27 protein-coding genes are annotated in these 24,565 nt (G+C 74.4%); 16 read left to right on the top strand and 11 right to left on the bottom strand.

Annotation, left to right across the window (positions count from 1 at the left end; genetic code table 11):
- Positions 1-25: 25 nt before the first annotated feature.
- Together A8713_RS02700 and A8713_RS02695 are read right to left on the bottom strand one after the other, a co-directional pair.
- Positions 26-1,051: a Gfo/Idh/MocA family protein gene (locus A8713_RS02700; protein WP_064531232.1), complete on the bottom strand. Its 1,026-nt coding sequence runs from the start codon at positions 1,049-1,051 to the stop codon at positions 26-28.
- Positions 1,052-1,174: 123 nt separating this feature from the next.
- Entirely contained in the window at positions 1,175-2,275 is a 1,101-nt protein-coding gene (locus A8713_RS02695) for a baeRF3 domain-containing protein (RefSeq protein WP_064531231.1), read from the bottom strand.
- A gap of 344 nt (positions 2,276-2,619) precedes the next feature.
- Here A8713_RS02695 and asnB point away from each other — a divergent pair, with 344 nt between their 5' ends.
- On the top strand, positions 2,620-4,461 hold the full coding sequence (asnB, locus tag A8713_RS02690) for an asparagine synthase (glutamine-hydrolyzing) (RefSeq protein WP_064531230.1): 1,842 nt from the start codon (positions 2,620-2,622) through the stop codon (positions 4,459-4,461).
- Here the strand turns inward: asnB and A8713_RS02685 are convergent.
- Complete coding sequence (locus A8713_RS02685; RefSeq protein WP_064531229.1) at positions 4,451-4,966, bottom strand: DUF4232 domain-containing protein; 516 nt, start codon at positions 4,964-4,966, stop codon at positions 4,451-4,453. The genes asnB and A8713_RS02685 overlap by 11 nt on opposite strands.
- A gap of 160 nt (positions 4,967-5,126) precedes the next feature.
- Positions 5,127-6,752: an alpha/beta hydrolase gene (locus A8713_RS02680; RefSeq protein WP_064531228.1), complete on the bottom strand. Its 1,626-nt coding sequence runs from the start codon at positions 6,750-6,752 to the stop codon at positions 5,127-5,129.
- Between the two features lie 288 nt (positions 6,753-7,040).
- On the opposite strand from A8713_RS02680, the gene A8713_RS34760 reads away from it, so the two are divergent.
- The 3 genes from A8713_RS34760 (at position 7,041) to A8713_RS02665 (ending at position 9,637) form a co-directional block, all read left to right on the top strand.
- Complete coding sequence (locus tag A8713_RS34760) at positions 7,041-7,721, top strand: chaplin (RefSeq protein WP_064531227.1); 681 nt, start codon at positions 7,041-7,043, stop codon at positions 7,719-7,721.
- 198 nt (positions 7,722-7,919) lie between these two features.
- Positions 7,920-8,774, top strand: coding sequence for a GNAT family N-acetyltransferase (locus tag A8713_RS02670; RefSeq protein ID WP_064531226.1), 855 nt, complete (start codon positions 7,920-7,922; stop codon positions 8,772-8,774).
- A gap of 83 nt (positions 8,775-8,857) precedes the next feature.
- Positions 8,858-9,637 carry a GNAT family N-acetyltransferase gene (locus A8713_RS02665; RefSeq protein WP_064531225.1) on the top strand — a complete coding sequence of 260 codons (780 nt, stop codon included), beginning with the start codon at positions 8,858-8,860 and terminating at the stop codon, positions 9,635-9,637.
- 123 nt (positions 9,638-9,760) lie between these two features.
- Here A8713_RS02665 and A8713_RS02660 read toward each other — a convergent pair whose 3' ends face one another.
- Positions 9,761-10,027 carry a hypothetical protein gene (locus A8713_RS02660; RefSeq protein WP_064531224.1) on the bottom strand — a complete coding sequence of 89 codons (267 nt, stop codon included), beginning with the start codon at positions 10,025-10,027 and terminating at the stop codon, positions 9,761-9,763.
- 204 nt (positions 10,028-10,231) lie between these two features.
- Here A8713_RS02660 and A8713_RS33730 point away from each other — a divergent pair, with 204 nt between their 5' ends.
- From A8713_RS33730 to A8713_RS02630, 8 genes are all read left to right on the top strand, one after another.
- Complete coding sequence (locus tag A8713_RS33730; protein ID WP_173860795.1) at positions 10,232-10,399, top strand: hypothetical protein; 168 nt, start codon at positions 10,232-10,234, stop codon at positions 10,397-10,399.
- A gap of 21 nt (positions 10,400-10,420) precedes the next feature.
- Complete coding sequence (locus tag A8713_RS34860; protein WP_382852151.1) at positions 10,421-10,609, top strand: putative leader peptide; 189 nt, start codon at positions 10,421-10,423, stop codon at positions 10,607-10,609.
- A 337-nt stretch (positions 10,610-10,946) separates the two neighbouring features.
- Complete coding sequence (gene ssuE / locus A8713_RS02655; protein WP_018569419.1) at positions 10,947-11,501, top strand: NADPH-dependent FMN reductase; 555 nt, start codon at positions 10,947-10,949, stop codon at positions 11,499-11,501.
- Positions 11,502-11,649: 148 nt separating this feature from the next.
- A complete protein-coding gene (locus tag A8713_RS02650) occupies positions 11,650-12,792 on the top strand; it encodes an LLM class flavin-dependent oxidoreductase (protein ID WP_064531223.1) in 1,143 nt (380 codons plus the stop codon).
- Positions 12,793-12,932: 140 nt separating this feature from the next.
- Positions 12,933-13,304 (top strand): BlaI/MecI/CopY family transcriptional regulator, encoded by a 372-nt coding sequence (locus A8713_RS02645; RefSeq protein ID WP_064531222.1) that lies wholly within the window; start codon positions 12,933-12,935, stop codon positions 13,302-13,304.
- On the top strand, positions 13,301-14,236 hold the full coding sequence (locus A8713_RS02640) for a M48 family metalloprotease (RefSeq protein ID WP_064531221.1): 936 nt from the start codon (positions 13,301-13,303) through the stop codon (positions 14,234-14,236). Before A8713_RS02645 ends, A8713_RS02640 begins: the two co-directional genes overlap by 4 nt.
- Positions 14,237-14,374: 138 nt before the next feature.
- Entirely contained in the window at positions 14,375-14,770 is a 396-nt protein-coding gene (locus A8713_RS02635) for a VOC family protein (RefSeq protein WP_064531220.1), read from the top strand.
- 52 nt (positions 14,771-14,822) lie between these two features.
- Entirely contained in the window at positions 14,823-15,893 is a 1,071-nt protein-coding gene (locus A8713_RS02630; protein WP_064531219.1) for an adenosine deaminase, read from the top strand.
- Here the strand turns inward: A8713_RS02630 and A8713_RS02625 are convergent.
- The 3 genes from A8713_RS02625 to A8713_RS02615 all read right to left on the bottom strand — a co-directional run bounded on the left by A8713_RS02625 (position 15,875) and on the right by A8713_RS02615 (position 18,913).
- Positions 15,875-16,390 (bottom strand): mycothiol transferase, encoded by a 516-nt coding sequence (locus tag A8713_RS02625; RefSeq protein ID WP_064531218.1) that lies wholly within the window; start codon positions 16,388-16,390, stop codon positions 15,875-15,877. The two genes, A8713_RS02630 and A8713_RS02625, sit on opposite strands and share 19 nt — an antisense overlap.
- Before the next feature lie 27 nt (positions 16,391-16,417).
- On the bottom strand, positions 16,418-17,923 hold the full coding sequence (locus A8713_RS02620) for a carotenoid oxygenase family protein (RefSeq protein ID WP_064531217.1): 1,506 nt from the start codon (positions 17,921-17,923) through the stop codon (positions 16,418-16,420).
- Between the two features lie 66 nt (positions 17,924-17,989).
- Positions 17,990-18,913: a LysR family transcriptional regulator gene (locus A8713_RS02615; RefSeq protein ID WP_064531216.1), complete on the bottom strand. Its 924-nt coding sequence runs from the start codon at positions 18,911-18,913 to the stop codon at positions 17,990-17,992.
- Between the two features lie 153 nt (positions 18,914-19,066).
- On the opposite strand from A8713_RS02615, the gene mgrA reads away from it, so the two are divergent.
- Positions 19,067-20,059: an L-glyceraldehyde 3-phosphate reductase gene (gene mgrA / locus A8713_RS02610; protein ID WP_064537197.1), complete on the top strand. Its 993-nt coding sequence runs from the start codon at positions 19,067-19,069 to the stop codon at positions 20,057-20,059.
- Positions 20,060-20,145: 86 nt separating this feature from the next.
- On the opposite strand, the gene A8713_RS02605 is transcribed toward mgrA, so the two are convergent.
- Positions 20,146-20,529, bottom strand: a complete 384-nt coding sequence (locus tag A8713_RS02605; protein WP_018569409.1) for a nuclear transport factor 2 family protein — start codon at positions 20,527-20,529, stop codon at positions 20,146-20,148.
- Positions 20,530-20,841: 312 nt separating this feature from the next.
- Between A8713_RS02605 and A8713_RS02600 the strand changes: the two genes are divergently transcribed.
- The gene (locus A8713_RS02600; protein ID WP_064531215.1) at positions 20,842-21,252 is read left to right on the top strand and encodes a hypothetical protein; all 411 of its coding nucleotides are present in this window, start codon (positions 20,842-20,844) and stop codon (positions 21,250-21,252) included.
- A gap of 49 nt (positions 21,253-21,301) precedes the next feature.
- On the opposite strand, the gene A8713_RS02595 is transcribed toward A8713_RS02600, so the two are convergent.
- The gene (locus A8713_RS02595; protein ID WP_064531214.1) at positions 21,302-22,573 is read right to left on the bottom strand and encodes a streptophobe family protein; all 1,272 of its coding nucleotides are present in this window, start codon (positions 22,571-22,573) and stop codon (positions 21,302-21,304) included.
- Positions 22,574-22,733: 160 nt separating this feature from the next.
- On the opposite strand from A8713_RS02595, the gene A8713_RS02590 reads away from it, so the two are divergent.
- Both A8713_RS02590 and A8713_RS31835 read left to right on the top strand, forming a co-directional pair.
- The gene (locus A8713_RS02590) at positions 22,734-23,189 is read left to right on the top strand and encodes an ATP-binding protein (RefSeq protein ID WP_064531213.1); all 456 of its coding nucleotides are present in this window, start codon (positions 22,734-22,736) and stop codon (positions 23,187-23,189) included.
- A 128-nt stretch (positions 23,190-23,317) separates the two neighbouring features.
- Positions 23,318-23,932, top strand: coding sequence for a helix-turn-helix domain-containing protein (locus A8713_RS31835; protein WP_079158804.1), 615 nt, complete (start codon positions 23,318-23,320; stop codon positions 23,930-23,932).
- 30 nt (positions 23,933-23,962) lie between these two features.
- Here A8713_RS31835 and A8713_RS02580 read toward each other — a convergent pair whose 3' ends face one another.
- A complete protein-coding gene (locus A8713_RS02580) occupies positions 23,963-24,565 on the bottom strand; it encodes a ClpP family protease (RefSeq protein WP_064531212.1) in 603 nt (200 codons plus the stop codon).

Raw genomic sequence — 24,565 nt, 5'->3', positions numbered from 1 at the left:
GCGCCCCCGCGCGGCGTGCCCGCGCTCAGCGGCCGTCCGGCCCGTACAGCCCCGGGCGCGGGGCGAGGGCGACCGGCACCCGGCCCCCGCTCTCCAGCGAGCGGACGCCCGCCTCGGCGACGACGGAGGCGGCATAGCCGTCCCACGCGCCGGGACCGGTGACCCGCCCGCCCCGGGTGGCGTCGACCCAGGACTGCACCTCGCGGTCGTAGGCGTCGGCGAAGCGCACGAGATAGTCCTGCGGCACCTCCTCGCGCGCCCGGCCCCGCGCGGTGACGAGCATCCCGTGGTCGTCGCCGATCCGCGCGCTGCCCGTCTCGCCCACCGCCTCGCAGCGCACCTGGTAGCCGAAGCCGCAGTTGACGAAGACCTCGACGTCCACCAGCGCGCCCCGCTCCGTCTCGAAGAGCACGAACTGCGGGTCCGCCAGCCCTTCGGGTGACCGGGCGGAGGACGCCGGACGCAGCACGGTCACGGCGGTCAGCTCCTGCCCGAGCAGCCAGCGGGCCGCGTCGATCTCGTGCGACACCGAGCTGTTGATCAGCATGGCGCTGGTGAAGTGCGGCGGCGAGGAGACATTGCGGTGCGTGCAGTGCAGCATCAGGGGACGCCCCAACTCCCCGCCGTCCAGCAGGGCCTTCAGCCGCAGATAGCCGGTGTCGTAGCGCCGCATGAAGCCGATCTGCGCCAGCCGCCGCCCGAGCCGCGCCTCCGCCTCCACCACCCGCAGCGCCCCGGCCGGGTCCGGCACCATCGGCTTCTCGCACAGCACCGGCAGGCCCCGCGCGAAGGCCGCGAGCAGCGCCTCCTCGTGCGCCGGACCGGGTGAGGCGATCAGTACGGCGTCCACCCCGGGCGCGTCCAGGGCGGCCACGGCCTCGCCGTGCACCGAGGCGCCCTCGATGCCGCCCACTGCCGCTTCGGCCCGCGCGGTGTCCGGGTCGGCCACGGCGGCGACCCTGGCTCCGCTCACCACCCGGTCAAGACGCCGTATGTGATCGGCGCCCATGTGTCCGGCACCCAGTACGGCCACCCCCAGCAGCTCGCCCACGTGCGCTCCCTCCTTGCCGGCCCTTGTCGACGGATTCCGCCGTAGCGTAGACGCCGGCGAGGAGGGAGCTGGGGGAGCGGGGGCCGGGGCGGGCGGGTTCGGCCGAGGCGGCCGGGGGAGGGTTCAGTAGCGCAGCACGGCGGCGATGCGCTGTTCCTCGCCGAGGGTGCCGTCCGGGACGAAGCGGACCTCGGCCCCGGTCTCCAGGCACTGCTCGACGATCTCGTCCACGATGTCCTCACGGGCGTCGAGATCGCCGCCCGCCGCCGGGACCAGATGGTCCCCGGCGTCGTCGCGCACGGTCACCCGGTAGTTCTCCTCGACGACCAGCAGCCGCACCCGTCCCTCGCGGGCGCTGCGCCACAGCTCGTCGACGCCGGCCGCGAACTCCTTGCGCCCGCGGGCCGCCTCCAGCTCCCGGGTGACGGCGTCGGTCTCCTCGCGGGCCCGTGCCCGGAGCACCGGTTGCAGCGCGCGCCGCACGGCCTCGGGCGTGGCGTGCGCCAGCCCGCCGTGCGGGACGTGCACCGCGTGCCGGGCGACGCCGCCGCACTCGTCGAGGACGGCCAGCGCGCCCGGCTCACCGGTGACGTAGAGCGGCCGCGGGCGCTCGCGCAGCACCGCACCCATCGCGGTGTCCGCCTCCCGCAGGAATTGGCGGGTGCGCTCGTCGCGGAACGTGCTCGGCGCGTCGCCGGTCCGCTCCTGGCGCTCGGCGTCGAAGTTCTCGGTGAGGTCCCGGGTCAGCGGGAACCCGCCGGTGCGGTCCTCGGCGACCCGGCCCCCGCCGCCGCTCCACAGGGTCATCCGGTCGGCGGAGACCGACAGGACCCAGAAGGGGCTCTCGGCGGCGTTCGCGGAGACCAGGTTGCGGGTGAGGAAGGTGTCCGAGAGCACCACCCGCTCCGGCACGCTGCGGCCCAGCGACCACACCTGGTGCTCGCCGGGGGCGGCGAAGATCAGCAGTCCGTCCTCCGCGTAGGTCAGGTCCACCTCGGCCAGTGCCTCGTCGAGCTGGCGTTCGACGTCGGCGCGGCGTTCCCGGGTGACCGCCGGATCGGTCTCCAGCTGCTTCTTGGCCTCGGCCACGGCATTGCGCAGCCGGACCCGGTCCTGGGCGTTGTCGGGTTCCCTGCGGTGTGTCGGCGTGAGCACGGACACGGCGGGGTAGCTGCGCGGGCGCCGCAGCTCGGCGAGGGTCGCGGGACTCAGATCGTGCTCCATGACAGCACCATAGGGCCGATTCACGTATCGGGCATTTGGAGTAATCAGGTCCCGCTCGGGGGTAACTCGTCGCTCCGGGCTCCCGCTTGCCCCGGCCGTCCGCCGGATCGCATACGGGCGGCTGGCCGGAGGTGGCCGTTGGAGAAGTCTTTGCCGGTGGCCGGTTCCCGGTGGACCACTCCTGGCGGCACGCGTACCGGCGGGCCTCGCGAAGGCAAAGCGCGGCCGAAAGCGCGGGGGTGGCCCGGCCGTCCGGGCGACGGCCGCGTTGACCGGTGCCGGGTGCGTGAAACACGCTCGTCATATAGGTGCTTGTTACAACTGCTTCGCCTGGAGGTAGGGACATGTGCGGTATCACCGGCTGGGTCTCCTTCGACCGCGACCTGCGTTCCGAGGCGGCGGCACTGGACGCGATGACGGAGACGATGGCCTGCCGCGGCCCCGACGACCGGGGCACGTGGGCGCAGGGCCCCGCCGCCCTCGGACACCGCCGGCTCGCGATCATCGACCTGCCCGGCGGACGCCAGCCGATGAGCGACACCACCCCGGACGGCACCGTGGCGATGGTCTACTCGGGTGAGGCCTACAACTTCACGGAACTGCGCGCCGACCTCGCCGCGCGCGGCCACCGCTTCACCACCGACTCCGACACCGAGGTCGTGCTGCGCGGCTATCTCGAATGGGGCGACGCCGTCGCCGAGCGGCTCAACGGCATGTACGCCTTCGCGATCTGGGACGGCCGCCACGACAAGCTCGTCATGATCCGCGACCGCATGGGCATCAAGCCGTTCTACTACTATCCCACCCCCGACGGAGTCCTCTTCGGCTCCGAGCCCAAGGCGATCCTCGCCAACCCGCTGGCCCGCCGCCGGGTCACCCTGGACGGCCTGCGCGAACTGTTCACGTTCGTCAAGACCCCCGGGCACGCCGTGTGGGACGGCATGCGCGAGGTCCAGCCCGGCACCGTCGTCACCGTCGACCGCGACGGCCTGCACACCCGCGTCTACTGGCGGCTCGAAACCCGCCCGCACACCGACGACCGCGACACCACCATCGCCACCGTGCGCTCGCTCCTCGACGACATCGTGCGCCGCCAGCTCGTCGCCGACGTGCCCCGCTGCACCCTGCTCTCCGGCGGCCTCGACTCCTCGGCGATGACCGCGCTGGCCGCCCGGCAACTGGCCGAGCAGGGCGAGAAGGTGCGCAGCTTCGCCGTCGACTTCGTCGGTCAGACGGACCGTTTCGTCGCCGACGAGCTGCGCGGCACCCCCGACACCCCGTTCGTGCACGACCTGGCCCGCGCCGCCGACACCGACCACCAGGACATCGTGCTCGACGCGCAGTCGCTGGCCGACCCCGAGGTGCGGGCGCGCGTCCTGAGCGCCCGTGACCTGCCCATGGGCTTCGGCGACATGGACGCCTCGCTGTACCTGCTGTTCCGCAGCATCCGCGACCACTCCACGGTCGCCCTGTCCGGCGAGTCCGCCGACGAGGTCTTCGGCGGCTACCTCCAGTTCTTCGACGAGGAGGCCCGCCGCGCCGACACCTTCCCGTGGCTGGTGCGCTTCAGCCGCGACTTCGGCGACGACGGCGACGTGCTGCGCCCGGACCTCGCCCGCGCCCTGGACCTGCCGGCGTACATCGCGGACGGCTACCGCACCGCCGTCGCCGGCATCCGCCGCCTCGACGGGGAGAGCGACTTCGAGTTCCGGATGCGGCAGATCTGCCATCTGCACCTGACCCGCTTCGTCCGCGTCCTGCTCGACCGCAAGGACCGGATGAGCATGGCGGTCGGCCTGGAGGTCCGTGTGCCGTTCTGCGACCACCGGCTCGTGGAGTACGTCTACAACACGCCCTGGTCCCTGAAGTCGTTCGACGGACGGGAGAAGAGCCTGCTCCGGGAGGCGACCGCGGACGTGCTGCCCAAGTCCGTGTACGACAGGGTCAAGAGCCCCTACCCCTCCACCCAGGACCCGGCGTACGCGCTCGCACTCCAGGGCCACGTCAAGGATCTGCTCGCCCGGCCGAGCCACCCGGTCTTCGACCTGGTCGACCGTGAGCGGGTGCGCCAGGCCGCGCACGTCGACACCCCCGTCAGCACGCAGGCGGCGCGGCGCAGCCTGGAGAAGACCCTCGACCTGGCCGTCTGGCTCGACCTCTACCGGCCCGAGATCGTCACCGGCTGAGCCCGATCGCCCGGTCCGCCGCGGCGGCCGACGCCTGCCACCAGGTCGTCACCGGCTCCCACACCCGGACCGAGTCGCCCGCGCCCAGCTCCGAGGCGGTGAACGTCCGGCCCGGCAGCGCCGGGTCCGCCGCCACGGTCAGGGCGGGGACCCGGCGGGCCTCGGGGTCCGCCGGGTCGGCGACGGTACGCACCGCCGCGTAGGCCGTGCCCCCGGCGGCCAGCCGGAACGGGCCGCTCTCGCCCGGCGGCACCGGGGTCGCCGCGCCGTCCAGGTCCCCGAAGGTCACCGTGGGGATCCGGTCCACCGCGCAGACCCGCCCCCGGTTGGTGACCTGGAGGCGGACCACGGACGGCTCGGCGGGCACCGCCCGCGCCCGGACGGTCAGTTGCGAGGCGGCGCAGGCGGCGGGCGCGGGGGCCGCCTGACCGGGCGAGGCGGCCAGCAGCAGGGCGGCGACGGCGGCCGGAGCGGCCGACAGGGCGACGGCGGTACGGATACGCATGGTTCCCCCAGAGACGGTCGTGGTCGCGTACGGGAGCGGCGGACGACCGGCCCCGAGGCCGCCGCCCCGCCCGCCCCTCCTTCAGTGGGACCACCCAGGGTGCCGTCCGGTTGCGTCCCCGCGCCCGGACCACCCGAACCGGTCGTCGTGGCCCGTTCGCTCACCCGCCGGTGTCCGGCTCCCGGTCCGGCGGACACGAACTGCCGTCGGCGGGCAGGGAGCCGTAGAGCAGGAAGTCGTCCACCTTCCGGTGCACGCACCGCGAGGACCCGTACCCGGTGTGCCCCTCGCCCCGGTTGTCGAGCACCACGGCCGAGGAGCCCAGCCGCCGCGCCGTCTCCACGGTCCAGCGGTACGGGGTCGCCGGGTCGCCCCGGGTGCCGACCAGCAGCATCTTCGCCGTGTCGACGTCCTTCACCCGCTCCCGGACGAAGTCGGTGCCCTTCGGGCGTCCGTAGCACATCAGCAGCTCGTTGAGCCGGTAGCGGCCGAAGACCGGGGAGACCTGTGTGTACTCGGCACTCAGCCGGCCGAGGTCCTGGACGAGCCGCCCGGCGTCCGGGCGGTCCGGGTCGTCCGCGCAGTCGATCGCCATCATCGCGGCCGGAAGATTGTCCAGCGGCACGGCCGCGTTGTCGGTGAGCCCGCCGCCGGACGCCTTCCCCGCCGCCCGGAGCTGACCGGAGCGTGCCCCCGGCAGCGCGAGGCCGCCGGAGGCGAGGGTCTGCACGGGACGGGTGTCGCCGTCCTGCACCAGCGAGGCGACCGCGCGCTCCAGCGACGGCCACATCGCCTTGCTGTACAGCGCCTGCCCGACGGCGCCCACGAGCTGCTGGCCGGTCAGCCGGCCGCCCAGCCCGGTCGGCACCGGGTTCTCGTCCAGCGACCGGACGAGCTGGACGACCTGGTCGCCCGCCCGGCGCCGGTCCTGGCCGAACGGGCAGGCGATGTCCCGCACACACCAGTCCAGGAAGTCCTCCAGTGCCGTCTGCTGGCCCTGCGCCGCCACCAGCCCCTGCTGCTGAGCCGACTCGGTCAGCGTGTCCACGCCGTCCAGGGCCATCCGGCCCACGTTGCCGGGGAACTCCGCGGCGTACACCGCGCCCAGCCGGGTGCCGTAGGAGAAGCCCAGGTAGTTGAGCCCGCGGTCGCCGAGCGCCTGGCGGATCACATCGAGGTCGCGGGCCGCGTCGACGGTGCCTATGTGGGGCAGCACCGGCCCGGAGTGCCGGGCGCACTCGGCCGCCACCTGCTTCCACTCGGCCAGCGCCTTGCGCGCGGCCCGCGCGTCGCCCAGGTCGACGACGGCGTCGCCCGAGCCGCCCTCCGCGGAGCCGCCGGCGTCGACACCGCAGCTGACCGGGGAGGACCGGCCGACGCCCCGCTGGTCGAAGCTCACCACGTCGTAGCCGTTGGTCAGGTCCATGAACTGCTTCCCGCTCAGCGCGAGTTCCGACACGCCCGGGGCGCCGGGACCGCCGAAGTTCAGCACCACCGACCCCCGCCGGTGCCCCGTGGCCCGGTAGCGGGCCAGCGCCAGATCGAGGGTGCCCGCGCCCGGACGGGCGTAGTCGACCGGCACGGTGACCTTGCCGCACTGGAGGTCCTTGGGCGCGCCCGCCTCGCACGCCGACCACGTCACTTTCTGCCGGTAGAAGCGGTCCAGACCCGGCTGCCCGCCGTCCGCGGCGGCCGCGGGCAGGCACGCGCCGAGAAGGCCCAGTGTGACGGCTCCGGCGCAGGCACAGCGCCGCGCCAGGGACCGCGTCGACGGCTTGACCGGCATGGGCGCCTCCAGGGGCGCCGTGCCACGGACCGGGACAACGCCCTCGCCCACCATAAGCGGGCCCCGGGCGCCCCGCCTCCCGGTGCCGGACCGTTGCGGCGCACGTACGACAGGTGCCGCGCCGTTCGAGCCCGAGCCCCGGGACCGGGCCGGGCGCATCGCCCGAAGGGGTGAAAGCCGCACAAGCCATAACTCGGATGGCCGACCCGCGTTCTACCCGGTGCGGGCGAGTGCCCGCGCCCCTTTCTGGAAGGCACAGGACCTATGAAACGGGTTACCCGAAATGGTGTGATCGCCCTCGCCGCCTCCGGCGCGGTGGCGGTGGCGGTGCCGGTGTCCGCCGCGTTCGCGGCCGACGCGGACGGCGTTGCGGCCGGCTCTCCCGGACTGCTCTCCGGCAACGGCGTCCAGCTCCCGGTGGACGTCCCGGTGAACGTGTGCGGCAACACGGTGAACGTCGTCGGCCTGCTCAACCCCGCGGCGGGCAACCGCTGCGCCAACACCTCCTCCGGCGCCGCCTCCACCGGTCACGGGAGCGACGAGGCGCACGGGACGCACGGGACGCACGAGGCACAGCCCGGCGGCGGCGCCACGGCGCACGAGGGTGCGAAGGACTCGCCCGGCGTGCTCTCCGGCAACGGCGTCCAGCTCCCGGTGCACCTCCCGGTGAACGTCAGCGGCAACAGCGTGAACGTGGTGGGCATCGGCAACCCGGCCACCGGCAACACGTCCGTCAACACCTCCACCGACCGGCCCGCCCCGCACCCGGTCACCCCGCCCGCGCACCCCGCCCCGCGCCCGGCGCCCCGGCCCGTCACGCACCCCGCGCCCGCGGCCGTACCGCACACCGAGGTGTCCCTCGCCCACACCGGCGCGGACCACGCGATGCCCGCCGTCGCCGCGAGCGCCGCGCTCCTGCTCGGCGGAACCGTCCTCTACCGGCGCTTCCGGCCCGGGGCGGCCCGCTGACCCGGGCCAGGACGACACGGGGGAGTGTCCCACCGCGGCCCGCCGGCCGCTCCCCCCACCGGTGGGACCCCCGGCACCGGCCCGCGCGCGCCGTGCACCCGCCGGGCGCGGCACGCGGCTTGATCCGGCCGTGGCGCGCCCGCCCGTGATCCGGAAGGATGCTGCGCGCACCCGCCCCCACGGAAATGGAGCGCACCGATGGCCCCGGAGGCCCACGACGACCTCGTCCTCAGCCCGGCGACCCTGGAGGACTGGCCGGTCATCAGCGGCTGGGCGGCCGACGAGGGATGGAACCCCGGGCTGTCCGACGGCCCGGCCTTCTTCGCCCAGGACCCGGACGGCTTCTTCCTGGGCCGGATCGGCGGCGAGCCGGTCTCCGCGATCTCCGTCGTCAACCACGGCCCGGACTTCGCCTTCCTGGGCTGCTACCTCGTCCGCCCCGACCTGCGCGGCCGGGGCCACGGCCTGACCACCTGGAAGACCGGCCTCGCGCATGCCGGCAGCCGCACCGTCGGCCTCGACGGCGTCGTCGCCCAGCAGGACAACTACCGGCAGTCCGGCTTCCGTCCGGCCCACCGCACCGTCCGGTACACCGGCACCGCGCCCGCCACCACCGCCCCCGGCGGCGTCCGGGCCTTCGCCGCCGCGGACCTCGCGGACATCACCGCCTACGACGCCGCCTGCCACCCCGCCGACCGGCCGAGGTTCGTCGCCCAGTGGCTGAGCACCCCGGGCCACCGCGGCCTCGTCCGCCGCGCCGCGGGCCGTGTCACCGGCTACGGCGTACTGCGCCCGGCCCGCGACGGGGTGCGGATCGGACCGCTCTTCGCCGACACCGCCGAGGACGCGCACGCCCTGTTCGACGCGCTCTGCGCCGACGTCCCGGGCCGCCAGGTCTCCCTCGACGTCCCCGCGTCCAACACGGCGGGCGTCGCCCTGGCCGAACAGGCCGGTCTCACCCCGTCCTTCGAGACCGCCCGGATGTACACGGGGCCGGTGCGGCCGCACGCCGGTGAGCGGGTCTTCGGCGTCACCACCCTGGAACTGGGGTAGCCGCACGGCGGCCGGGGCAGCCGCACGGCGGCCCGGAGCTAATCCCGTTGCCCGGGGCCGTCGGCTCTGATGAGGTCGGGCGCATGGATCACGCCACTGTTCTCGCCCGTTACGACCGGGAGTTGCGTGAGCACGCGCGCCCCGACAGCCCCGCCGCGCGCGTCGAGCGCGCCGGGAAGGTGGTGCGGCAGACCGGCCGCAGCGCACAGGACTGGAACGGCGTGCTGTGGTCGGCGCTGGACGAGGCCGGTGCCGACGCGGAGATCGCCGCCCAGGTCGCCCACTTCGGCGCGCTCGGCCACCCCTTCGAATGGAAGCTGTACGGGCACGACCGTCCCGCCGACCTCGGGCAGCGGCTGACGGACGCCGGATTCACCGCCGAGCCGCCGGAGACGCTCATGGTCGCGGAGATCGCCGGGCTGGCCCTGGACACCGCGCTGCCCGACGGCGTCAGCCTGCACGCCGTCACCGACGAGGCCGGGGTGGACCTCATGGGCGAGGCCCACACGAAGGCGTTCGGCTCGGACCCGGCGGACCTGCGCCACCGTGTCCTCACCCAGCTCTCCGCCGCCCCGGACACCCTGGCCGCGTTCGTCGTCCTGGCCGACGGGGAACCGGTGAGCTCGGCCCGCGCGGAACTGCTGCCGGACACCCGGTTCGCCGGTCTGTGGGGCGGCGGCACCGCCGAGGGCTGGCGCGGCCGCGGCATCTACCGCGCCCTGGTCGCCCACCGCGCCCGGATCGCCGCCGAACGGGGTTACGCGTATCTCCACGTCGACGCCTCCGACGAGAGCCGCCCCATCCTCCAGCGCCTCGGCTTCGAACCGCTGACCACGACGACGCCGTACATCTGTACGCCCTGAACACCCGTGCGCCCCGACCCCGAGCCGGGCGCGTCGAGCGGTCCCGGGCCGGGTCAGGGCGTACGCGGGCGGGCCGGCGCGCGGGGAAGCGGCGCCGGCCCGCCCCGGGCGGGTCCCGCGGAGTCAGCGCGTGGGCGACTTGGCCCGGTCCAGCGCGGCCACCCCCACCGCGGCGAGCGCGATCTGGATGAGCCATTCGATCCAGTCCACGCCCTTGGTGTCGTCGACACCGAGCGCGGAGGCGATCGCCGCGCCGATCAGTGCGGCGATGATGCCGATGACGATCGTCCAGATGACCCCGATGTGCTGGCGGCCCGGAACGACGAGCCGTCCCAGGACACCGATGATGATGCCGATGACGATGGCACTGATGATGCCGCTGATCTCCATCTTCGCCTCTCCGTGCCGTTGTGGTCGTTGTGCTGTCGTGGTCGTTGTCCCCGCGCTGACCGGATGCCCGCTGGACGCGCGGACACTCCCCCGGCTCGTCACCGGCCTCTGGTTGGCATGAGCGCGCCCGCACGGGGCAGGCGCGGGAGGAGACGGTCGTACACGCCGCCGCTCCCGGCGGCCCGGCGCGGAGGTGAGCACACCATGGACGCGAAGGTGCTGGCACGTTTCCCGGCGGGCGGTCCGCGCGGGTCCTGGCCCGCCGAGGAGTACGCGGCGCGCCGCAGGGCCGAGGGCAGCTCCGCGACCGTGGTGATGGACCTGCGCACGGACGCCTTCCTCGTGGTGACGCCCGCCCGCGAAGAGGAATGACGGAACCCGCCCGCGAGAGGGATGAAGGAAATCGAACGGGGATCGCGTAGCGCGCCGGAGGTCCGCGATACGAGACCTGCCGGTTCCTTCTTGACTGCCCCACCCGCGGGTGTCACGATCGTCGACATGAACACGCGACCGGACCTCACGCGGCGACGCCATGTCGACCTCGCCCGTGTCTCCAGCGCCTCCTGTCGCCCCGCTGTCTGAGCCGCCGCGCCTCTCCTGCGCCGCGCCGCACAGCGCACCGAGCCACCCGGCCGGCGAGGCCCTGGCCGCGCCGCGCATCCCGTCACGCTGAAGCAGCTCGGCCGTCGTACGCCATCGCGCGGCCGCGTTTTCCGCCCTTCTCCGCTTTCTCTGCTTTCTCCGAGTTTCCGCTTTCTTCTCTTCTCTTCACGTCTCTTTTCTTGTTTCCCCGTGAGCGTTCCGCGCGCATTCCCGCCCGCGGCCGCCGACGCGTTTTCCCGTGTTCCGGTCCGGTGCTCTTCCGGACCTTCGGGGGCCGTCGGCCGCCGCCCGCTCCGCCGTGCCAGAAAGAGGACCCATGGCCACCGTCCTGTCCGTCTCCGGCAGCCCCTCCGCCTCCTCCCGCACCAACCGTCTGCTGCGCCATCTCGACCAGCGGCTGACCGCCCAGGGCCACGAGGTGGTCCCGCTCGACATCCGCACCGTGCCCGCCGAGGCGCTCCTCGGCGCGGACTTCCGCCACCCGGCGATAGTGGAGGCCACCGAACTGTTCGCCCGCGCCGACGGCGTGGTCGTGGGCACGCCCGTCTACAAGGCGTCCTACTCCGGTGTCCTCAAGGCGCTGCTCGACCTGCTCCCGCAGTACGCCCTCACCGGCAAGACCGTGCTGCCCCTGGCCACCGGCGGCTCCGTCGCGCACGTCCTCGCCATCGACTACGCGCTGCGGCCCGTCCTCAACTCCATGGGCGCCACCCACATCGTGCAGGGCTGGTTCACCCTCGACAAGGACATCACGGTGCACGAGGACGGGACGCTGACCGTCGCGCCCGCGGCGAGCGAGGCGCTGACCCAGGTGGTCGACCAGTTCTCGCTGGCCCTGGGCCGCGTCCCGCTGCTGGCCGCGGCGAGCTGAGCCCCGCCCGTCCGCCCCGCCCGTCCGCACCGCCCGTCCGCCCCGGCCGTCCGTACCGCCCGCACGACCCCGCCGTCCTCACCCGCCCGCACCGGTCCGCCCCGCACCGGACTCCCCGCACGTACGGGCACTCGCGAACGGAGACCCCGTGTCCCTCACCTTCCACTGGTTCCTGCCCACCAACGGCGACAGCCGCCATGTGGTCGGCGGCGGCCACGGTGCTCCGGGCGGGGTCGCCGGGCAGGACCGGCCGCCCACGGTCGCCTATCTGAGCCAGATCGCCCGCGCCGCCGAGGACCTCGGCTTCGCCGGTGCGCTCACCCCGACCGGGGCCTGGTGCGAGGACGCCTGGCTCACCACCGCCATGGTCAGCCGGCACACCGAGCGGCTGAAGTTCCTGGTCGCCTTCCGGCCCGGGTTCGTCTCCCCGACGCTCGCCGCGCAGATGGCGGCCACCTTCCAGCGGCACTCCGGCGGGCGGCTGCTGCTGAACGTGGTCACCGGCGGCGAGAGCCAGGAGCAGCGGGCCTACGGCGACTTCCTCGGCAAGGACGACCGCTACCGGCGCACCGGCGAGTTCCTGGAGATCGTGCGGGGGCTGTGGGCGGGCAGGACGGTCGGGCTGAGCGGCGCGCACCTGCGGGTCGAGGACGCCCGGCTGGTGCGGCTGCCCGATCCGGTGCCCGAGGTGTACTTCGGCGGTTCCTCGCCGGTCGCCGGAGAGATCGCCGCCCGGCACGCCGACGTCTACCTCACCTGGGGCGAGCCGCCCGCCCAGGTCGCCGGGAAGATCGCCTGGATCCGGGACCTGGCCGCCCGGCACGGGCGCACCCTCCGGTTCGGCATCCGGCTGCACGTCATCGCCCGGGACACCGCCGAGTCGGCCTGGGCCGAGGCGCACCGCCTGCTGGCCGGCTTCGACCCCGAGACGGTGCGGTCCGTGCAGGCCGGGCTCGCCCGCAGCGAATCGGAGGGCCAGCGGCGCATGCTGGCGCTGCACGGCGGCGGCCGGGACGGGCTGGAAATCCACCCCAATCTGTGGGCCGGGATCGGACTGGTGCGCGGCGGCGCGGGCACGGCCCTGGTCGGCAGCCACCGGGAGGTGGCGGAGCGGATCAGGGAGTACCACGCCCTGGGCATCGACGAGTTCGTCCTGTCCGGCTATCCGCACCTGGAGGAGGCGTACTGGTTCGGGGAGGGCGTCCTGCCGCTGCTGGCCGCCGAGGGACTGTGGCGGCACCCGGCCAGGGCCCGGCGGGGCGGGCCGGTGGAGGCGGCGGCCGCGAGCTGACCTTGCCGCGGCCGCGCGGTGTGTTCGTCGCCCGTACGCAGCTCCGGGCGCGGCCCGTGGGCGCGGCCGCCGCCCGCTTGACTACTCTTGTGTAGACGGTTCACTGGAGTGCAGGCGAGAACGGAGTGAGGGACCTTCCCATGACGGACGCGAAGGACGAGCGCAGACCGGCCGGTGAGCTGGAGGCCGGTGTGCTGGCCGTCCTGTGGGCCGCCGACACGCCCCGGACACCGGGCGAGGTCCAGCAGAGCCTGGCCGCCGACCTGGCCCGCACCACGGTGACGACGATCCTGACCCGGCTGCACGAGAAGGGCGTGGTCGGGCGGCGCCGCCAGGGGCGCGGCTACGCCTACTACCCGGTGCAGGACGCGCACGGGCTGACCGCCCGCCGTATGCACTCCGAACTCGACCGGGACACCGACCGCGAGACCGTGCTCGCCCGCTTCGTCGCCCAGCTCAGCCCCGACGACGAGCGGATCCTGCGCGATCTGCTGGAACCGGACGAGCGATGACCGCGCCGCTGCTCCTGCTCCTGCCGCTGCTGCTGCCGTGCGCGGCTCCGGCCCTGGCCCGGCGCGCGGGCGACCGGCTCGCGCCCGGGGCGGCGCTGTGGGTGCTCACCACGGCTGCCGTGGTGCTCGCGGGCTGCTCGGCGGCCGCGCTCGGCGGCTTCGTCCTGACGGGACTGCTCAAGCTGCCTCTCTTCGCCGCCCTGGGCGACCTGGTGCACCCGCTGCGCATCGCTCCCGACGCCGTGGTCGTGCCCGCCGCCGTCGCCGGTGCCGGGGCGCTCGCCGTGTGCGCGGGCGCGCTGGTCCGTACGGGCCGCGCGGAGGTGCGGGCGCTGCGTGCGGCCCGCGCGCGGGCCGCACGCGTCCCGGCCGCCGGTGACCTGTGCGTCCTCGACTCGCCGTACCCGGACGCGTACGCCCTGCCCGGCCGCCCGCACCGCATCGTCGTCACCACCGCGATGCTGCGCAGCCTCGACGCCGCCGAGCGCGAGGTGCTGTTCGCGCACGAGCGGGCGCACAACCGCGGCGGCCACCACTGGTTCCTGGCCGCCGCCGAACTCGCCGCGCACTGCCATCCGGCCCTGCGTCCGGTGCGCGAGGCGGTGCGGCTCGCCGCCGAGCGGGCCGCCGACGAGGCCGCCGCCGCGGCCGTGGGGGACCGGCGGCTCGCCGCGCGCGCCGTCGCCCGTGCCGCCCTCGCCGGGCAGCGATCCCGCTCGGCGCGCCCGCGCTCCGCGCCCGCCGTCGGCTCCGGACCGGTGCCGCGCCGGGTCACCGCGCTCCTGGCGGCCCCCCATGTCCCCGGCCGGGCCGCGACCCGGACCGCCGCGCTGCTGCTGGCCTGCGCCGCCCTGTCCTTCGGCGCCTCGGCCACCGGGGTGCTCGACGTCCACCACCGGGTGGAGGTCGCCCAGGGCGAGGCGTCCCGCTGACCTTCGGCCCCTTCCTGCTCCACCGCGCCGGGGCGACTGGCGCGGCGATGGGTTTTACGTATAACCTCACCCGTCAACCGCCCCGCCACCAGCCACCGGCGACCGCCACCGTGGTCCGCCCGCTTCCGAAAGGCACCGATGAGACGCCTCGCCCTGGTCACCCTCGTCGTCGACGACTACGACGAGGCGATCCGCTTCTACACCGGGGCCCTGGGCTTCCGCCTCGTCGAGGACACCCCGCGTCCGGACGGCTCCCGCTGGGTCGTCGTCGCCCCGGGCGAGGACGACGACGCGGGTGCCCTGCTGCTGGCCCGTGCCAAGGGGGACACGCAGCGGGCCCGCGTCGGCGACCAGACCGGCGGACGCGTCGGCTTCTTCCTGCACACCGACGACTTCGCCCGCGACCACGCCCGGATGCGGGCGGCGGGCGTGACCTTCCTGGAGGAGCCGCGCCACGAGCCGTACGGCAGCGTCGCCGTCTTCCAGGACCTCTACGGCAACCGCTGGGACCTGCTCCAGCCCGCCGCCCCGTGACCCTGTCCCGCACCCCCTCACCCGCCCTTCACCCGCCGAGGAAAGACCGCCCATGACCGCCGCGCGCATCGACACCGAGACCCTCCGCAGCCTGCCCAAGGCCGTGCTGCACGACCACCTCGACGGCGGCCTGCGCCCCGCCACCGTCGTCGAACTCGCCGAGGCGGCCGGCCACACCCTGCCCACCACCGACCCCGACGAACTGGCCGCCTGGTACGTCGAGGCCGCCAACTCCGGTGACCTCGTCCGCTACATAGCCACCTTCGAGCACACCCTCGCCGTGATGCAGACCCGCGAGGGGCTGCTGCGCACCGCCGAGGAGTACGTGCTCGACCTGGCCGCCGACGGCGTCGTCTACGGCGAGGTGCGCTACGCCCCCGAGCTGAACACCAACGGCGGTCTGAGCCTGCGCGAGGTCGTGGAGACCGTGCAGGAGGGCCTGGCCGCCGGTATGGCCAAGGCGGCCGCCGCCGGTACGCCCGTCCGGGTCGGCACCCTGCTGTGCGGCATGCGGATGTTCGACCGCGTCGCCGAGGCCGCCGACCTCGCCGTCGCCTACCGTGACGCGGGCGTCGTCGGCTTCGACATCGCCGGGGCCGAGGACGGCTTCCCGCCCGCCGACCACCTGGCCGCCTTCGAGCACCTGCGCCGCGAGAGCGTGCCGTTCACCATCCACGCCGGTGAGGCCCACGGACTGCCCAGCATCCACCAGGCCCTCCAGGTGTGCGGCGCCCAGCGGATCGGGCACGGCGTGCGCATCACCGAGGACATCGTGGACGGCAAGCTCGGCCGGCTGGCCGGCTGGGTGCGCGACCGCCGCGTCGCCCTGGAGATGTGCCCGACCTCCAACCTCCAGACGGGCGCCGCCGACTCGATCGCCGGGCACCCGATCACCGCGCTGAAGGACCTCGGCTTCCGGGTCACCGTCAACACCGACAACCGGCTGGTCTCCGGCACGACGATGACCCGGGAGATGTCCCTGCTGGTCGAGGAGGCGGGCTGGGGCGTCGAGGACCTGCGCACGGTCACGGTGAACGCCGTCAAGAGCGCGTTCCTCCCGTACGACGAGCGCAAGGCCCTCATCGAGGACGTGGTCCTGCCCGGCTACGCGTCCGCGCTCTGAAGCAGCCCCTTGACGTAGGCGGCCTGTCCGACGTGCTGGAGATCGTCGGACAGGACGCTCACCAGGCGCACGCCCAGCGTGACCGGCGGGTCCCAGCGCTCGTCCACGACCCGTTCGAGGTCCTTGGCGGCCAGGCCGCGCAGCGCGCCCAGGCTCTGCTCGTGCACGGCGTCGTAGTACCCGGCCAGCAGGTCCGGTGACGCCACCTTGACCTCGGCCACCTGCTCGGGGCTGTGCCCGTAGCCGGTGTCCAGACGCGGCAGGCCGAGGCCGAAGCGCTGCTCCCAGTCCTGGGCGAGCCACACCTGCTCCAGGCCGAAGGCGTCCGCGACATGGTCGTCCTGGACCCGGGTGAGGTGCCACAGTAGCCACGCCACGGAGTTGGCGCCGGGCGCGGGCGGCGCGTTGAGCTGCTGTTCCGTCAGACCGTCGAGGACCGCGTGGACCTCTTCCCGGATGCGGCTGTGGCCGTCGATGAGGATGTCCTTGGCATGCATACGTCCACCATGGCGCATCCGGCGCTCTCACGCGTCCGCGACCCAGCTTCCGTGGAAGCCGAGCGGCACCCGGCCGGGCAGGTGCACCCGGGCCACCGGCCTGCCGGTGAAGTCCTGCGCGGCGAGGATCAGCAGGTCGGCGGCGCCCCGGTCCGGGTTGTGCACATAGGCGAGGGCGTACCCGTCGTCCTCGGCGGCCCGCCGGTCGTCCGCGTCGCGCGGCACGAACACCGCCTCGCCCGCCGCCGCGCCGGTCGGCAGCCGGTGCACCTGGGTGCACCCGCGCAGCAGGTCGTGCTTGATCAGCTCGTTGGAGAAGGCGCGGTCGGGCGGGTTGCCGTCCGGCGTCTGGTAGGCCAGCATCATGTCGGCCGCCGCGGCCGAGTAGCCGTAGCGGTGCCGCCGGGACACCAGCGCCTCGTTCACCCGGGGGAACTCCTGCGGCCTGCCGTCCACGGTCACCCGACGCACCTCGCCGCGGTGCGGGTCGACCGTCCAGCGCTCCAGGACCGGGTCGCCCGCCCCGTACGGACCGCCCGAGCCGAGCCCGGCGGGGTAGAAGGGCGCCGGATAGACCGTCAGGTCGACGATCACACGGCCGCCCTCGTCGTAGGCGTTCAGCGTGTGCGAGTAGTAGGCGGGGTCCGTTCCGATCCAGGTCACCTTTCCCCCCGCCCGGGGCAGCAGTCCCACCCGCATGGGGTGCTTCCGGTTCCAGATGTAGGGCACCAGGTCGCCGCGCTCGGCGCCCGCCGGGTCGAAGGTGATCGGTGCGTCGATGATCACGACGTACTTCTCGGTGAGCGCGAAGTCGTGCAGCATCGGCGCGTCCGCCACCGGGATCCGCGTGGTGCGCGAGACCCGGCCCGCCGGGTCGACGACCAGGTGCCGCACATGGTCCCAGGTCGGGTAGTACGTGATGGCGTGCAGTTCGCCGGTGTGCGCGTCGAACTTGGTGTGCGCGGCGAACGCGCCCTCCAGGGAGCCGCGGAAGTCGTAGGTGCCCACCGTGTCCAGCTCGCCGTCCAGCTCGTACGGCAGCGGGCCGCCCTCCTGGAGCGCGAGGATCCGCCCCCGGTGCCCGATCACATGGGTGTTGGCCGGGAAGTCGTCCGGTGGCACCGGGCCCGGGTAGGGCTCCCCGAGCTTCTTCGCCACCTGCGAGGAGCGCACCCACCGGTTGCGGTACCACTCGGCGCGCCCGTCGCGCAGCCGCACCCCGTGCACCATGCCCTCGCCCTGCATCCAGTGGTGCGCCCGCGGGTCCTCCAGGCCCAGCGCATTGGGGCCGTTGCGCAGGAAGCGTCCGTTCAGCTCGCGCGGGACGCGGCCGGTGACCGGCAGGTCGAAGGCCGTCAGCTCCTCGGTGACCGGGGCGAATGCTCCTTCGAAGAAGGGGAAGTGACGCTCCGCCTGCTGCCGGTCCGCGGCGGCTGCCGGGCTCGCCGGGAGGGCCGGTGCGCCCAGCAGGCCCGCCGTCGCCGCGACCGCCGCACCGCCGCGCAGTACGTTGCGCCGTGTGTGTTCCGCCATCGTCCTTGCTCCTGAACGCCGTTGCCGTGAGGACGTTCCTGAGTCTGCCGCGCGGCGGCGGTGCGATCAGGAGGGCTGGAACCCCGTCGGGGGTGTAGCCAGCCCCCCTGTTCCCGGGGAACCGAGCAGCGCGATCAGCGCACGGGCGGCCGGACTCGTGGCCTGCTCGGCGGGGAGCAGCGCGACCGTCTCGTACCGCGTGCCCTCGGCGCCCTCGAACGGCAGCGCGGTGAGCGAGGGCCGCTTGTGCCGGAAGTGCCGGGGCACCACCGCGATGCCCAGGTCCTCGTCGACCAGGTCGAGCAGGCTGTGCACGTCGTTGACCTCCAGGGCGACCGTGCGCCGCACACCGGCGAGGGCGAAGGCCGCGTCCGTGGTGCGGCGCGGGCCCCAGTCCGGGTGGAAGTCCACGAACACCTCGCCGCACACCTCCTCGGGGGTGAGCGGGGCGCCCGCCGCCGCGAACCGGTGCCCGGGGTGGCACAGCACGGTCATCGGCTCACCGGCCAGCGGCACCGCACGCGGCCGGTCGCCCTCCGGCTGGGTCCGGTAGGCGAACGCCAGGTCCAGCCGGCCCGCCGCCACCCCCTCGGCCAGCGCCCCCGAGCCCGCCTGCCGCAGCCGGACCTCCACATCCGGATGGCGCCGCCGGAACGCGGCGAGCAGCCCCGCCACATGCACCCCGGCGATGCACTGCTCGGTGCCCAGCGACAGCGTGCCGCGCAGCACGCCCTGCACCGCGGCCACCGCCTCGTGCGCGGACCGGACCTGCGCGAGGATCCGCTCCGCCTCGCCGAGCAGCGCGCGCCCGGCCTCGGTGAGGGTCACCCGGCGCGTGGTGCGCACGAACAGCGGCGCCCGCAGCTCCCGCTCCAGCGCCCGGATCGACGCCGACAGACCCGACTGCGAGACCATCAGCCGCTCCGCCGCCCGGGTGAAGTGCTGGTCCTCGGCGACGGCGACGAAGTGCTGGAGATGGCGCAGTTCCATGACTGAGAAGCGTAATCGCTGAATCCGATCGGATTCTCCTGTTGGACCGCTGCCCGCCGCTCGCGCGAGAGTGGGATTCCGGTTCCGCACCCGGAGGAAGCTCCGCGCCCGCAGGAACCGGTCACCCCGTGCCCCACCCCTCAGGGAGTCGTGTTGTACACCGCCCACCCCGACCGCTACGCCGACCTGCCCTACCGGCGCACCGGACGCAGCGGACTGAAGCTGCCCGCGCTGTCGCTCGGCCTGTGGCACAACTTCGGCCCCGACCGCCCGGCCGCCACCCAGCGGGCCATCCTGCGCCGCGCCTTCGATCTCGGGGTCACCCACTTCGACCTGGCCAACAACTACGGCCCGCCGCCCGGCGCCGCCGAGAGCGCGCTCGGCGAGGCGCTGCGCGCCGACTTCGCGCCGTACCGCGACGAACTGGTGATCTCCACCAAGGCCGGCTATCTGATGTGGCCGGGTCCGTACGGCGAATGGGGCTCGCGCAAGTACCTGCTGTCCTCGCTCGACCAGAGCCTGCACCGCATGGGCCTGGACCACGTCGACATCTTCTACTCGCACCGCTTCGACCCGGAGACTCCCCTGGAGGAGACGATGGGCGCCCTGCACTCGGCGGTGCAGCAGGGCAAGGCGCTCTACGTCGGCGTCTCCAACTACTCCGCCGAGCAGACCCGCGAGGCCGCCCGCATCCTCGGGGAGCTGGGCACCCCGCTGCTGATCCACCAGCCCCGCTACTCGATGCTCGACCGCCGTCCCGAGGACGAGGGCCTGCTCGACGCGCTCGACGAGCTCCGGATCGGCTCCATCGCCTACTCCCCGCTGGAGCAGGGCCTGCTCACCGGCCGCTACCTCGACGGCATCCCCGAGGACTCCCGGGCGGCGAGCGACAGCCCCTTCCTCAACTCGGACGCGGTCACCGGGGAACTGGTGGGCAGGCTGCGCGCGCTGAACGAGATCGCCGCCTCCCGCGGCCAGACGCTGGCCCAGCTCGCGCTGGCCTGGGTGCTGCGCGGCGGCCGGGTCACCTCGGCGCTGGTCGGCGCCAGCAGCCCGCAGCAGCTGGAGGACAGCGTGGCGGCGGCCCGCAACCTCGGCTTCGACGCGGACGAACTGGCCCGGATCGACGCCATCGTGCGCCCGTAGCGCGCAGCGCGCCGGTGTACGGCGGCCGTCCGCTCCCCGGAGGCGGACGGCCGCCGCGTCGTGTGCCGGGGCTCCCGGCGCGCCGTTCAGGCCCCGGCGGGCACCCGGTCGAGGAAGCCCAGCACGGACCTGATGCGGCCCTCGCCGTCCAGGGTGACCACGTCGAACCCGGCGACCGGGGCGGAGCCGTCCGCCTCGCTCACCAGCTCCCAGGAGAAGCGCGCCGTGTCGTGGTGGCCGTCCACGGCGCCGCTGAGCCGGAAGACGAACCCGGGGAACTGCTCGTGCGCCCCCGTGATCAGGGCCGCGATCTGCTCGTGGCCGCGCACCTCGGCCAGCGGGTCGGTGTAGCTGCCGTCCGGCGTCCAGGCGGCGGCCACCGCCTTGCCCAGGGCCTCGGGCCCGCTCGCGTTCCATGCCTCCAGGTAACGGGCGGCGGCGCTCTCGTAACGGTCGGTCTGCGCGGACATGGGAAATCAGCCTCCATCGAGGGCGTCGGTTCTGGTCGGGACCCGGACCCCGGTGACCGGTGATCCGATGGCTCCACCCTGCCCGGTCTGCGGCGCAGCGGTCGATTACCCGGGAGGTCATGCCGGAGCGGCGGCGAGGGCGCGCGATTCTGGCCATGCGACACGCGGAATATGCCAGGAGACTGGCCAAAAAGTCATGGTGACACTGTTTCAGGAGTCAACATACTCGACCTCAGGGGCGCACCACCGCACAGGAGCCGTACGGGGAGCCAGGCAAGAACAGCACGCGGACCACCCGACGGGGGAGGAGCAGTGCACGACGAATTCCTGTGCCATGTCACCGGGTACGGCGTGTGCGGCGGCCGCCGCATCGGCGTACCGCTCGGCACCTACCGGGCGCCCACCCTGGCCCTGGCCCTGTGGTGGCTGCGCGACCGCGCCTCCTGGATCGCCGAACGCCTCGACCCCCTCCCCGGCACCCCGTACGTCCCGCCGGGCGCCCTCGTCCCGGTGCCGGACACCGTCCCCGACGTCCCCGGGATCCTGCGCGCCTGGTGCGCCGACCCCCTTAGGCAGGAGCAGGTGGCCGACGAACTGGCCGGCGGCCGGCTGGTGCGCATCGCCGCGGGCGACGAGACCACCGAGTACGAACTGCTCGCCGAGTCGGTGGACGCCCTGCGCATGCAGCGCACCATCCCGGCGCTCCTGCTCCCGATGGGCTGACCGGCCGCCGCGCACCCGGCGGCGCCCGCGCACAGCGGACGTACCCGGACTACGCCGGCCCGGCCGCCCTGCGGCGCCGCACCCACCGGGCCGCCGGGGCGCCCGCGAACCCGGCGGCCAGGCCCCACAGCGCGGCCAGACCCAGCGCGCCCCACAGCCGGGGCCGCAGCAGCAGCTCCCCGGACAGCCCGCCGCCCACGTCCCCGATGCCCAGCAGGGACAGCCCGTAGTGGGCCGAGATCCGGCCCGCCAGACAGACCGTCAGCACCGTCAGCACCAGACCGGCCGCCATGCGCAGGGCGTGCTGCCACGCCCGCGGCGGATCCGGGGGCAGATACGCCGCTAGGAACGCGGCGGCCGGCAGCAGCACCACGTCCGCGACCAGCAGCCACCAGACACGGCCGTCGTGCTCCGCGAGCGTGCCCAGGTTCAGCGTGGACACGTCCGGTGTGCGCAGCACCTCTTCCAGCACCCGCGGCACCGGAAGCCCGAACGGCCCGTCCACCCGGCCGTTCCAGGTGGCGCCCAGACCCAGCGTGAAGGCGAGCCAGGCCAGGTTGGGCAGACCGAGCAGGATCAGCGCGAAGGTCCGCGCCGGATGCCCCCGGGTGCCCGCCACCACCAGCGCGACGACCAGCGCCACGGCGACGTACACCAGCAGCAGCGCGACCAGGGCGTGCGCCACCGGCCGCACCCGGGCCGCGAACCACGGCGGCCGCGCGGGCACCGGCGCGCTCCGGGCCGCCAGCAGCGCCAGGGCCAGCACACCCGCCAGCCACAGCAGCCCGAAACCGAGGGTAGGCAGCACCCGGGTGGCGAACCCGACCTCCGGTTCGGCGCCGAAGAGCCGGCCGACCTCCCCGAGCACCCCGTCCCCGAGGTCCACGGCGAACCGCTGCCGGGCGGCGAACGCCAGACCGGCCAGCCCCGCCAGCCACAGCACGGCGATCCGCACCGCCCAGCCGGCCGGCTCCCGCGCCCCGAGGGCCGCCCGGCCGCGCAGCGGGCGCAGGAAGCCCGCGCCGAGCACGAGTGCGCCCACCAGGGTCACCGACAGGGGCATCACCGTGATCCCGGCGTGCGTCTGCGCCAGTGTCCCCGCGTTCCCCGCCAGCCGCATGCTCCCGCCGACCGCCGTCACCACCGTCGCGGCGGTCACCCGGCCGAAGGCGTTGTCGGGCAGACCGGTGGCGCCCGCCGCCCACAGCCCCAGCGCGGCCACCGCCAGCATGGAGACCAGCGCGGCCAGCACCACGGCGAGGGCCGCCGCCCAGCCGTGAGGGGGGACGGTCGGCGAAACGGAGGACGGCGGCGGGCTCACGGTGCCACGCTAAGCAGCGGCCCCGGTGGCGCGCCCCCCGGAAGGTCCGTCCGCGTCGCCGTGCGGTCCGGACCGCACGGCGAAGACTGGCGGGCGCGGCACTGGGTATCAGCACTGATGCAGTAACGTCCGGTCGTACCGGCTTCCGAGAGAGAAACGCATGATCGATGACCCGGGCGGGGCAGTGATACCCACTGGTGTCGACATCCCCGTGGAACCGCTGCGGCGGGCTGCCCACTACACCGGTGAACCCGGCTGCATCGCGGACGCGCGCTCCTTCGCCGCGCTCTTCCTCGACCAGCTCAGGAACGAGTGGTGCGCCGAGATCGGCCGCCGCTCCGAGGAGGCGCTGCTGCTGGTCGTGAGCGAGCTGGTCACCAACGCCGACCGGCACAGTCAGGGCCCGTACATCCTCGAACTGGAGGGCACGGACGGCGCGGTGTCCGTCTGCGTGTACGACAGCAGCGCCGCGCTGCCGCGGCGCTATCCGCGCGACCCCGAGCGGATCGGACGGCACGGTCTGGAGATTGTGCACGCCCTCGCGGCCGAGGTCGGCGCCGAGCGGGTCCCGGTGGGCAAGCGGGTGCGGGCCGTGGTGCCCCTCGGAGGCGACTGAACCGCGACGGGACACGGACGCCCGGTTCCTTCCCTTCGTCCCGTTCTCCTCCTGCTGCGGGCCGGCGATTCACCCAGGGCGAAATGCCGCCCCCTTCCGCGGACGGCCAGGGCTCCTAGGCTGAAGCGGTGACCGACCAAGCGCCGAACCAAGCCCGTGTCGTCCCGCTGCGTCCGCAGGCCGCGCGCCCGGCGGCCGCCCGGCCCGCGACCGCCCGCGCCCTGCCCGGCCGCCCCGCCGCCGCGCATCCGGCGCCGGGCCGCCCCGTGCCGAGCCGCCCTGCGCCCGGCCGTCCGGGAGCGGACCACCCGGCACCCGACCGCCAGGTGCCCGGCCGCCCGTCCGCGCCGGCTCCGGCCGGGCGGCCCGAGCCCGCCGCCGCCCGCGAACCGCTCTGGCGCGACCTCGTCGGCGACGTCCTGCGCCGCGAACGGCTGGCCCAGGAGCGGACCCTCAAGGACGTCGCCGACGCCGCCCGGATCTCCATGCCCTATCTGTCGGAGATCGAGCGCGGACGCAAGGAGGCGTCCTCGGAGGTGCTGGCCGCCGCCGCCCAGGCCCTCGGCCTCGGTCTCGGCGGCCTGCTGGCCCGGACCCAGGGCGAGCTGGCACGGCTCACCTCCCGGGCCGTCGGCCGCGGCACCTCCGTCCGGCCGGTCACCTCGGTCACGTCGGTCACCTCGACCTCCGCGGTGTCCGCGGCGCCCGCCTCGCGCGTCGACGGGCTGTGCCTGGCAGCCTGACCGTCCGGTCCCACCGCCCGGCCCGGCGCCTCAGACCGTCGCGAGGCGCCGGGTCAGCACCTGGTCGGCCAGGCCGTACGCCACCGCCTCCCGGGCGGTGAACACCTTGTCGCGGTCCATGTCGGCGCGCAGGGACGCGGCGTCGTGGCCGGTGTGCCGGGACAGCACCTCCTCCACCTGGGAGCGGATCCGGACCATCTCCTTGGCCTGGAGCGCCAGGTCCGAGACCGTACCCTGCCGGCCGCCGCTGGCAGGCTGCCCGAGCAGCACCCGCGCGTGCTCCAGCACGAACCGGCGCCCCGGGTCCCCGCCCGCCAGCAGCACCGCCGCCGTGGAGGCGGCCTGCCCCACGCAGAACGTGGAGATGGGTGACTGCACGAACGTCATCGCGTCGTAGATCGCCATGAGCGAGGTGAAGGAGCCGCCGGGCGAGTTCAGATAGATCGCGATCTCGTGGTCCGGGTTCGCCGACTCCAGATGGAGCAGCTGCGCGATGACGACGTTGGCCACCCCGTCGTCGATCTCCGTGCCCAGGAAGACGATCCGCTCGTTCAGCAGCCTGCTGAACACGTCGTAGGACCGCTCGCCCTGCGCCGTGCGCTCGACCACGTACGGAACCGTGTACGACCCCAT

It is taken from the genome of Streptomyces sp. SAT1 (assembly GCF_001654495.1).
Taxonomy (GTDB): domain Bacteria; phylum Actinomycetota; class Actinomycetes; order Streptomycetales; family Streptomycetaceae; genus Streptomyces; species Streptomyces andamanensis.
This window is presented reverse-complemented; position numbering and strand designations above follow the sequence as displayed.

Bases quoted from the DNA above. Each gene is read 5' to 3' on its own strand.
- asnB (WP_064531230.1), top strand. From the start codon at position 2,620: ATGTGCGGTATCACCGGCTGGGTCTCCTTCGACCGCGACCTGCGTTCC.
- A8713_RS02635 (WP_064531220.1), top strand. From the start codon at position 14,375: ATGAGACGCCTCGCCCTGGTCACCCTCGTCGTCGACGACTACGACGAG.
- A8713_RS02660 (WP_064531224.1), bottom strand. From the start codon at position 10,027: ATGGAGATCAGCGGCATCATCAGTGCCATCGTCATCGGCATCATCATC.
- ssuE (WP_018569419.1), top strand. From the start codon at position 10,947: ATGGCCACCGTCCTGTCCGTCTCCGGCAGCCCCTCCGCCTCCTCCCGC.
- A8713_RS33730 (WP_173860795.1), top strand. From the start codon at position 10,232: ATGGACGCGAAGGTGCTGGCACGTTTCCCGGCGGGCGGTCCGCGCGGG.
- A8713_RS02685 (WP_064531229.1), bottom strand. From the start codon at position 4,966: ATGCGTATCCGTACCGCCGTCGCCCTGTCGGCCGCTCCGGCCGCCGTC.
- A8713_RS02640 (WP_064531221.1), top strand. From the start codon at position 13,301: ATGACCGCGCCGCTGCTCCTGCTCCTGCCGCTGCTGCTGCCGTGCGCG.
- A8713_RS02680 (WP_064531228.1), bottom strand. From the start codon at position 6,752: ATGCCGGTCAAGCCGTCGACGCGGTCCCTGGCGCGGCGCTGTGCCTGC.
- A8713_RS34860 (WP_382852151.1), top strand. From the start codon at position 10,421: ATGAAGGAAATCGAACGGGGATCGCGTAGCGCGCCGGAGGTCCGCGAT.
- A8713_RS02625 (WP_064531218.1), bottom strand. From the start codon at position 16,390: ATGCATGCCAAGGACATCCTCATCGACGGCCACAGCCGCATCCGGGAA.
- A8713_RS02580 (WP_064531212.1), bottom strand. From the start codon at position 24,565: ATGGGGTCGTACACGGTTCCGTACGTGGTCGAGCGCACGGCGCAGGGC.
- A8713_RS02670 (WP_064531226.1), top strand. From the start codon at position 7,920: ATGGCCCCGGAGGCCCACGACGACCTCGTCCTCAGCCCGGCGACCCTG.
- A8713_RS02695 (WP_064531231.1), bottom strand. From the start codon at position 2,275: ATGGAGCACGATCTGAGTCCCGCGACCCTCGCCGAGCTGCGGCGCCCG.
- A8713_RS02615 (WP_064531216.1), bottom strand. From the start codon at position 18,913: ATGGAACTGCGCCATCTCCAGCACTTCGTCGCCGTCGCCGAGGACCAG.
- A8713_RS02645 (WP_064531222.1), top strand. From the start codon at position 12,933: ATGACGGACGCGAAGGACGAGCGCAGACCGGCCGGTGAGCTGGAGGCC.
- A8713_RS02665 (WP_064531225.1), top strand. From the start codon at position 8,858: ATGGATCACGCCACTGTTCTCGCCCGTTACGACCGGGAGTTGCGTGAG.
- A8713_RS02605 (WP_018569409.1), bottom strand. From the start codon at position 20,529: ATGTCCGCGCAGACCGACCGTTACGAGAGCGCCGCCGCCCGTTACCTG.
- A8713_RS02630 (WP_064531219.1), top strand. From the start codon at position 14,823: ATGACCGCCGCGCGCATCGACACCGAGACCCTCCGCAGCCTGCCCAAG.
- A8713_RS02590 (WP_064531213.1), top strand. From the start codon at position 22,734: ATGATCGATGACCCGGGCGGGGCAGTGATACCCACTGGTGTCGACATC.
- A8713_RS02620 (WP_064531217.1), bottom strand. From the start codon at position 17,923: ATGGCGGAACACACACGGCGCAACGTACTGCGCGGCGGTGCGGCGGTC.